Here is a 7,252-nt window from a genome sequence, read left to right as displayed (position 1 = left end):
GCCAAACGGGACGAGGAATAAACGGCCGTGGCCAACCCGATGGAGCAGTTCAAGATCGAAACCATCGTCCCGCTGAACGCGGGCGGCTTCGATCTGTCGTTCACGAACAGCTCGCTGTGGATGCTGATCACGCTGCTGGCGGTTTCGGCCTTCCTGTTCATCGGCACCGCGCGCCCGCAGTTGGTGCCGGGCCGCATGCAGGCTGCCGTCGAGCTGCTTTATGATTTCATTCGCGACATGCTGCGCGAGAACGTCGGCAAGGATGGCCTGCGCTATGCGCCGCTGATCTTCGCCGTTTTCATCTTTGTGCTGTCGTGTAACCTCATCGGCATGGTGCCGTTCGTGCACAGCTTCACGCCCACCAGCCACATCGCCGTCACCTTCGGCCTTGCCATGATCGTGTTCATCCTGGTGGTGATTGTCGGTTTTGCCCGGCACGGCCTGCATTTCTTCTCGCTGTTCCTGCCGGAAGGCACGCCGCTGTTCGTGGCGCCGCTGGTGGCTGCGATCGAATTCCTGTCGTTCCTGTCGCGCCCGTTCACGCTGGCCATCCGGTTGTTCGCCAACATGACGGCCGGCCACGTGCTGATGAAGGTGTTCGGCGGCTTCGTGGTGTCGCTGGGCGCGTTCGAAAGCCTGCCCTATGTACTTGGACTGGTCCCCCTCACCGTCAACGTGGCGCTCACGGCGCTGGAGCTGCTGATCGCGGTTGTGCAGGCCTATGTGTTTGCCCTGCTGGCCAGCATTTATCTGAACGACGCTGTCAACCTTCACTAATCATTTCAACCTTTTACCATTCGCAAAGGACGTACGATGGAAACTCTCGCTGCTTACAAGATGATCGGTGCCGGTCTGGCTGCCATGGGTGCTGGTTTCGCCGCCATTGGCGTTGGCATCATCTTCGGGATGTTCCTGCAGGGCGCGCTGCGCAATCCGGCCGCTGCCGACAAGCTTGGCGCCCGCCTGATCTTCGGCTTCGCCGTGACCGAAGCTCTGGGCCTGATCGCCGCCGTTGTCGCGCTGGCGCTGGCGTTCTCGGCTTGATTTCGGCTCTGGCCCCCGGTGACCAGCCTAACGCTGGTCACCGGGGGCCCGTCCTTCACTGCTGCAAGCCGGGGATGATCCGTGCCGCAATTTGAAACTGCCAGTTTTGCATCGCAGCTGTTTTGGTTCGGCGTGATCTTCACGCTGCTCTATTTTGCTGTGGTGCGGCCGACCTTGCCCAAGGTGGGCAAGGTGATCGATGCGCGTGAAGCGCAGGTCGGCGGCGATCTGGATCGGGCCGAAGCGGCCAAGGGCGCGGCAGATACGCTGCGCGCGGATCATGAAATCGCCATGAAGGCGGCTCGCGATGCCGCCCAGGCGGCGGTGGCCCAGGCCCGCGAAACTGCGGCCAAGGCCAGCGACGCGCAATTGAAGGCCCTCGGCGCCCGTCTGGATGCCGATGCCGAAGCGGCTGCGGCCTCGCTGGAACTGGCGCTGGGCAGCGCCCGCGCCGGCCTTGAAACCACTGTTGCCGAACTGACCAGCGAAGCCGTTGCCAAGCTGGTGGGCATCGAGATCACCCCTGCCGACGTGTCGGCAGCGATCGCGGCCCGCTGAGGATCGATCATGGCTGAAGAACAGGTCCACACCGCTGAAACTCAGGCTGGCACCGTAGCAGACGGGGGCCATCACGCCGAACCGACGCTGCTTGGCGTTGGTGCCGAAGGCTGGGTCTATACCGGCGTTGCCATCTTCATCGTGCTGGCCGTGGTGGTGTTCAAGGCGCCCAGCCTGATCGCCAAGGCGCTCGACGACCGCATTGCCGGCGTGAAGAAGCAGCTGGACGAAGCCGCCGTGTTGCGCGCCGAAGCCGAAAAGCTGCTGGCTGATGCCCAGGCTGCCAAGGCCGCTGCCGAATCGGAAGCCGCCGCCATCCGTGCCCGCGCGCAGACCGAAGCCGCCGATCTGGTGAAGGCCAGCGAAGCCGCCGCCAGCGACGCCATCGCGCGCCGCACCGCCGCTGCCGCCAGCCGCATCGCCGCGGCCGAACGCACCGCGACGGCGGAGCTGAAGGCGGAAGTCGCCGCCCAGGTGACCAAGGCTGCCGCAGCGATCATCGCCGCCCGTGCCGACAAGGAGCTGCAGACCCGGCTGACCGACGAAGCCATCGCCGGCCTCGACCGCCGCCTGCACTGATCCCAAGACCCATCAATCCATTGCGTGTTCATCGATCGGCTGATAAAAAGCCGATCATGACGCGACTTCTGCGACTTGGCCGACGAATCTGACACTGTGCCCCTGGTGGTGCAGTGCCCGTTTGCGTTTGTCGTCCCGTTCTGCAGAAAGCCGTCGTTCCTGTGATCACCATCCTTCCGCTGGCGCCTGAGCACCAGCCTGTCATCGACTCCCTGCTCGACGATCGGTTCGGCCCGGCGCGCCGCAATCGCACGGCCTATCGCCTGCGTGATCGGGCCGATGTGCTGGGTGATTTTTCATTCGTGGCCATGGACGGTGATACGCTGGTGGGCAGCCTGCAATGCTGGCCTATCCGCCTGAAGAGCGTGGGCGGCGCGCGGTTGCCGATGATCCTGCTCGGCCCGGTGGCCGTGGCGGCAGCGCGCGAAGGGCAGGGCATTGCCTCCGCCCTGATGCGCACCAGCCTCGCGGCGCTGGATTCGGCAGATAGTCCGCCGGTGCTGCTGATCGGCGATGCACCCTTTTATGGCCGCTTCGGTTTCTCGGCGGCGGCAACGCGGCACTGGGAACTGCCCGGCCCGGTCGATCATGATCGGCTGCTGTTGCGCGGGCCCACCACCGGCCTGCCGCGCATCGCCTGGGTGGAAGCCGCCAGCGGCAACCCGCCCCGCACCGCCAAGGTTGCCTGAACGGCGTCTTGCCCTATCTAGGGCGCGTGAGCACCGAATCTCCTGCTGATCGTTTTGCCGAACTGCTCGTCCTGTCGCGGGCCGGCAAGCTTCTGCCCGTGGAACAATGGCACCCCAGCCATTGCGGCCACAGCGACATGCGCATTGCCGCTGATGGCACCTGGTTCCACGCCGGCTCTCCCATTGGCCGCAAGGAACTGGTGAAGCTGTTTTCCTCGATCCTTCGCCGTGAACCCGATGGCAGCCATGTGCTGGTGACGCCGGTGGAAAAGCTGGACATCGATGTGGAGGATGCGCCGTTCATCGCGGTGGATGCCGACTGGGAGGGCGAGGGGGAAGCCCGGCGCATCCTGTTCCGCCTGAACACGGAAGATGTGGTGGCGGCCGGTCCGAACAATATGCTGGATGTGCAGATTGGCGGCGACGGCACGCCGCGGCCCTATCTGCATGTGCGCGGCGGGCTGTTCGCGCTGGTCAACCGCGCGACCTTCTATCGTCTGGCCGATCTGGCGTTGGCCGAGGGCGCAGAGCCGCCCGGCCTGTGGAGCGATGGGGCGTTTTTCCCGTTCATGCAGGGCATCGACGATGCCGCTTGATCGCGTGCGCTCCCTGCTTAGCGGGCCGTTCACGCCGCGCCCGCACGGCGATTGGGATCTGGATCGTGCCGGCCCGCCGCCGGCTGACGCGCTGACTCCGGCCTCCGTGCTGATGGCGATTTCCGATGAAGCCGCGCCGCAACTGCTGTTCACCCGTCGCACTGCGAATCTGAAGCGCCACCCCGGCCAGGTCGCCTTTCCCGGCGGGCGCCAGGATGCCGAGGATGAAGATGCCGTGGCAGCCGCCCTGCGTGAGGCGGAGGAGGAGGTGGCCCTGCCGCGCAGCCAAGTACAGGTGCTGGGCACACTCGATCCCTATCGCACCGGCACCGGCTATCTGGTGACGCCGGTGGTGGGCGTGGTGCCGCCCGGCCTGACGCTGCGCGCCCATCCGGATGAAGTGGACGAGCTGTTCCACGTGCCATTGGCGCATGTCCTCGATCCGGCCAATCATCTGCGCCAAAGCGGCCAATGGCAGGGCCAGACCCGGCATTACTGGTCGATCCGCCATGATCGCCATTATATCTGGGGCGCCACTGCGGGCATGATCGTCGCCCTGTCGCGCCGGCTGGAGACACTGTGAGCCTGCCCGAACATCTGCCGGCCCAAGCTTGGTCCGCGACGCCGGCTGGCGTCGCACTGCTGGCCGCGCTTGATGCGGCGGCGGGCGAGACACGGCTGGTGGGCGGCGCGGTGCGCGACGGACTGCTTGGGCTGGGCGGGGCGGATATCGATCTGGCAACGCGGTTTACGCCGGACGAGGTGATGAAGCGCGTGAGGGCCGCCGGCCTGAAAGCCGTGCCCACCGGCATCGCGCATGGCACGGTCACGGTGGTGGGGCATGATCTGGTCGCCGAAGTCACCACCCTGCGCCGCGATGTGCAGAGCTTTGGCCGCCATGCGCAGGTCGCCTTCACCGATGACTGGCGCGAGGATGCTGCGCGGCGCGATTTCACCGTGAACGCGCTTTATGCCCATCTGCCGGACGGCGTGATCGATGATTATTGGGGCGGCCTTGACGATCTGTCGGCGCGGCGGGTGCGCTTCATCGGCGATCCGCTGCGGCGCATTGCCGAAGATCATTTGCGCATCCTCAGGTTCTTCCGTTTCTCCGCGCGTTTTGCGGGGCAAGTGGATGCCGACGGGCTGGCGGCCTGCACCGCCCGCGCCAATGATCTGATGGCGCTGTCCCGCGAGCGGATTGCCATGGAATTGCGCCTGCTGCTGGCGCTGCCTGATCCGGTGGCGACACTGGAGCTGATGCTGGATGCCGGCATCTTCCGCCCGGTGCTGCCCGAACTGCAAGCCGAACGCTTGCCGGTGCTGGTACAAACCATGGTGGCCGAAGCCGCCGCTGGCCTGTCGCCGGCCTGGGAACGCCGGCTGGCGGCGTTGCTGCCTGCCGATGAGACGCGCGTGGCGGCGGAGATTGGCGCGCGGCTGAAGCTCTCCAACGCGCAGCGCATCCGGTTGGTGGCGGCAGTGCAGCCGGCCGGGCCGGCACCATATTGGCCGATGGCCTACAAGGATGGCGGCGAGGCGGTGATCGACCGGTTACTGATTGCCGGTGATGCGATGGCTGCCGTTCCATTGATCGGTTGGCACCGCCCCCGCCCGCCGGCGTCAGGCAAGGACATCATCGCCCGCGGCGTCGCGCCCGGGCCGGAAGTGGCAAAGCGGCTCGGTGTGTTCGAACGGGCTTGGGTGGCGGCGGGTTTCCCCAACGACACGGAAACGGTCGCCGCGCTGCTGGACGCTGCCGTTCAGTCCTGAGGCGGTTCAGATGCGGGGGGCCGCCCGCGCTTTGGCCCCGGCGTCACTGCCACCTTCATGCCGCGCTTGGCCAGCGCCTCACGCAGCAGCACCTCGATCTGGGCGTTCAGGCTGCGCAGATCAGCCGCTGCGGCCCGTTCCAGCGCCTCATGGAGGGCAGGATCGAGCCGCAGGGGAAAGGCCTTTTTCGCGGTCATCGCACCGTCAATAGAGGCTGCCCGCGTTGACGATGGGCTGGGTCTCGCGTTCGCCGCACAGCACCACCATCAGGTTGGAAACCATGGCCGCCTTGCGCTCGTCATCCAGCTCGACGACATTCTTCTCAGAGAGCTGGGCCAGTGCCATTTCGACCATGCCCACCGCGCCCGCCACCAGGGTTTCGCGCGCGGCGACCACGGCGGCGGCCTGCTGACGGCGCAGCATGGCGCCTGCGATTTCGGGGGCATAGGCGAGGTGGGTGAAGCCGCACTCATCCACCGTGATGCCGGCCACGCTCAGTCGGTTGATCAGTTCGGCGCGCAGTTCGCCCGACACGCGGTCGTGATCGCCGCGCAGGGTGATCTCCTTGTGCTCGAAATCATCATAAGGGTAACGCGCGCCGATGGTGCGCACCGCCACTTCCACCTGGGCGGTGACGAAGCCGCGATAATCATCAACGTCGAACAGCGCCTGCGCCGTATCGGTAACACGCCACACCAATTGGGCGGCGATCTCGATCGGGTTACCCCGCAGATCATTCACCTTGATCTGCTGCGAAATCAGGTTGTTGGCGCGAAGGCTGATCTTCTGCTTCCCCATCCACGGCCAGGTCCAGCGCAGGCCATTCACCCGATCGGTGCCGCGATAGTCGCCAAACAGGGTGATTGCCGCGCCCTCGTTGGGTTGCAGCATGTAGAAGCCTGTGGCGACGAAGGCGAAGGTGAGCGACAGCGCGATCACGCCCAGCACCGCCAGCGGCCCCGCACCGCCAACCAGCGCCAGCAAGGCGGCGCCCAGCGCCACCAGATTGATCAGCAACAGGAACAGCATGGCAATGCCGTTGGCGCCAACGCCGGCCCGTTCAAGGCTGGGCTGGCGGGCCGGATCATGAGTGGTCACATTGATCTCCTCGATTTAAATGCGATATCATAATTATATCGATTCGAACCGAACGGGCAAGCAGAATCAGTCGTCGCTGCTGCCGCTTTCATCGCTGCTGTCGTCGTCCCAGTCTCCGCTGGCGCCGCCGTCGCCAAAGTCGCCACCACCGGGTGCGAACGGCGCGTCGTCGATGATCAATTCGTCGGAGCGCAGCCGCGCTGGCACATCATCCGCCCAGGGTTCGATCAATGGATCAAGGCCGGGATCGATGATCGGATCAGGCGGGATATCGCGGCGCGACAGAGGAGGGCGGGGCAAGGGCGAAGGCGCTGCAGCCCGGCTGGCGCGGGCACCAAACAGCAGGAACACGGCAATCACCACGACGATGATGATGATCGCCGTCATTGGCTCAGCCGCCGTTCACGGCCGGACGCCTGCCGGGGTCAATCGCCCCCGCTGCCATCACCGCCATCACCGCCGGCATCGCCGTCACTGCTGCTGTCGACAACGGTGCCATCGCTGGCGCGTTGCTCCAGCCGCTTGAAACTGTCGTTCTTGCGCGCGTCGCTGACCATGATGAAGCCGGTGACGCCCAGGGACAGCAGGATGAGGATGACAACCACCATGTCGGTTCAGCCCTTTGACGGCTGATCGCCGCCTTGATCAGTGGATGGGCTATTCTGTTCCGCGCCCGTGGGCGGGCGGCGGCGCTTGAACACGTTGGATGGATCCTTGGCCGCCAGGTAGAAAAACCAGGCGAACATGGCGACGTTCAGCACAGCAATAAGGATGACACCGATCATGGCGCCATCCTTACCCAGGCCCGGCGGTGCTGGCGAGTGCTCAGGCGGTGAACTTGTTGTCGCGTGGGAAGCCGTTGGGTGGCATCCGCCCGGCGCTGGCGCGTGCGCCCTTCCAGAAAGTCAGGTCGGC

Annotated in this window: 13 protein-coding genes; 8 read left to right on the top strand and 5 right to left on the bottom strand. The window is 65.6% G+C overall.

Translation table 11 applies throughout. From position 1 onward, the window contains the following. The first annotated feature begins 27 nt into the window (after positions 1-27). The 8 genes from Q7O19_RS12475 (at position 28) to Q7O19_RS12440 (ending at position 5,239) form a co-directional block, all read left to right on the top strand. The gene (locus Q7O19_RS12475) at positions 28-777 is read left to right on the top strand and encodes a F0F1 ATP synthase subunit A (protein ID WP_369692476.1); all 750 of its coding nucleotides are present in this window, start codon (positions 28-30) and stop codon (positions 775-777) included. Between the two features lie 36 nt (positions 778-813). Beyond that, positions 814-1,044, top strand: a complete 231-nt coding sequence (locus Q7O19_RS12470) for a F0F1 ATP synthase subunit C (RefSeq protein WP_303810828.1) — start codon at positions 814-816, stop codon at positions 1,042-1,044. An 81-nt stretch (positions 1,045-1,125) separates the two neighbouring features. Further along, positions 1,126-1,602 (top strand): hypothetical protein, encoded by a 477-nt coding sequence (locus Q7O19_RS12465; RefSeq protein ID WP_303810827.1) that lies wholly within the window; start codon positions 1,126-1,128, stop codon positions 1,600-1,602. A 9-nt stretch (positions 1,603-1,611) separates the two neighbouring features. After that, positions 1,612-2,181, top strand: coding sequence for a hypothetical protein (locus Q7O19_RS12460; protein WP_303810826.1), 570 nt, complete (start codon positions 1,612-1,614; stop codon positions 2,179-2,181). Positions 2,182-2,342: 161 nt separating this feature from the next. Continuing rightward, positions 2,343-2,870 carry a GNAT family N-acetyltransferase gene (locus Q7O19_RS12455; RefSeq protein WP_303810825.1) on the top strand — a complete coding sequence of 176 codons (528 nt, stop codon included), beginning with the start codon at positions 2,343-2,345 and terminating at the stop codon, positions 2,868-2,870. A 26-nt stretch (positions 2,871-2,896) separates the two neighbouring features. Next, positions 2,897-3,466: a DUF1285 domain-containing protein gene (locus Q7O19_RS12450; RefSeq protein ID WP_303810824.1), complete on the top strand. Its 570-nt coding sequence runs from the start codon at positions 2,897-2,899 to the stop codon at positions 3,464-3,466. Then, positions 3,456-4,049 carry a CoA pyrophosphatase gene (locus tag Q7O19_RS12445; RefSeq protein ID WP_303810823.1) on the top strand — a complete coding sequence of 198 codons (594 nt, stop codon included), beginning with the start codon at positions 3,456-3,458 and terminating at the stop codon, positions 4,047-4,049. Before Q7O19_RS12450 ends, Q7O19_RS12445 begins: the two co-directional genes overlap by 11 nt. Further along, positions 4,046-5,239 carry a CCA tRNA nucleotidyltransferase gene (locus tag Q7O19_RS12440; RefSeq protein WP_303810822.1) on the top strand — a complete coding sequence of 398 codons (1,194 nt, stop codon included), beginning with the start codon at positions 4,046-4,048 and terminating at the stop codon, positions 5,237-5,239. Before Q7O19_RS12445 ends, Q7O19_RS12440 begins: the two co-directional genes overlap by 4 nt. On the opposite strand, the gene Q7O19_RS12435 is transcribed toward Q7O19_RS12440, so the two are convergent. The 5 genes from Q7O19_RS12435 to Q7O19_RS12415 all read right to left on the bottom strand — a co-directional run bounded on the left by Q7O19_RS12435 (position 5,230) and on the right by Q7O19_RS12415 (position 7,122). Further along, on the bottom strand, positions 5,230-5,436 hold the full coding sequence (locus Q7O19_RS12435) for a toxin-antitoxin system HicB family antitoxin (protein ID WP_303810821.1): 207 nt from the start codon (positions 5,434-5,436) through the stop codon (positions 5,230-5,232). The genes Q7O19_RS12440 and Q7O19_RS12435 overlap by 10 nt on opposite strands. A gap of 7 nt (positions 5,437-5,443) precedes the next feature. Beyond that, positions 5,444-6,337 carry an SPFH domain-containing protein gene (locus Q7O19_RS12430; protein ID WP_303781458.1) on the bottom strand — a complete coding sequence of 298 codons (894 nt, stop codon included), beginning with the start codon at positions 6,335-6,337 and terminating at the stop codon, positions 5,444-5,446. 66 nt (positions 6,338-6,403) lie between these two features. After that, positions 6,404-6,724, bottom strand: a complete 321-nt coding sequence (locus tag Q7O19_RS12425; RefSeq protein ID WP_303810820.1) for a hypothetical protein — start codon at positions 6,722-6,724, stop codon at positions 6,404-6,406. 38 nt (positions 6,725-6,762) lie between these two features. Continuing rightward, on the bottom strand, positions 6,763-6,945 hold the full coding sequence (locus Q7O19_RS12420; protein WP_303810819.1) for a hypothetical protein: 183 nt from the start codon (positions 6,943-6,945) through the stop codon (positions 6,763-6,765). Positions 6,946-6,951: 6 nt separating this feature from the next. Then, complete coding sequence (locus tag Q7O19_RS12415; RefSeq protein WP_022679841.1) at positions 6,952-7,122, bottom strand: hypothetical protein; 171 nt, start codon at positions 7,120-7,122, stop codon at positions 6,952-6,954. Between the last annotated feature and the right edge of the window lie 130 nt (positions 7,123-7,252).

Source organism: Sandarakinorhabdus limnophila DSM 17366, from assembly GCF_945882885.1.
Classification (GTDB): domain Bacteria; phylum Pseudomonadota; class Alphaproteobacteria; order Sphingomonadales; family Sphingomonadaceae; genus Sandarakinorhabdus; species Sandarakinorhabdus limnophila_A.
The sequence above is the reverse complement of the archived record's forward strand: the minus strand, read 5'-3'. Positions and strand labels throughout refer to the sequence as shown.

Bases quoted from the DNA above. Each gene is read 5' to 3' on its own strand.
- Q7O19_RS12420 (WP_303810819.1), bottom strand. From the start codon at position 6,945: ATGGTGGTTGTCATCCTCATCCTGCTGTCCCTGGGCGTCACCGGCTTC.
- Q7O19_RS12435 (WP_303810821.1), bottom strand. From the start codon at position 5,436: ATGACCGCGAAAAAGGCCTTTCCCCTGCGGCTCGATCCTGCCCTCCAT.
- Q7O19_RS12460 (WP_303810826.1), top strand. From the start codon at position 1,612: ATGGCTGAAGAACAGGTCCACACCGCTGAAACTCAGGCTGGCACCGTA.
- Q7O19_RS12445 (WP_303810823.1), top strand. From the start codon at position 3,456: ATGCCGCTTGATCGCGTGCGCTCCCTGCTTAGCGGGCCGTTCACGCCG.
- Q7O19_RS12470 (WP_303810828.1), top strand. From the start codon at position 814: ATGGAAACTCTCGCTGCTTACAAGATGATCGGTGCCGGTCTGGCTGCC.
- Q7O19_RS12425 (WP_303810820.1), bottom strand. From the start codon at position 6,724: ATGACGGCGATCATCATCATCGTCGTGGTGATTGCCGTGTTCCTGCTG.
- Q7O19_RS12415 (WP_022679841.1), bottom strand. From the start codon at position 7,122: ATGATCGGTGTCATCCTTATTGCTGTGCTGAACGTCGCCATGTTCGCC.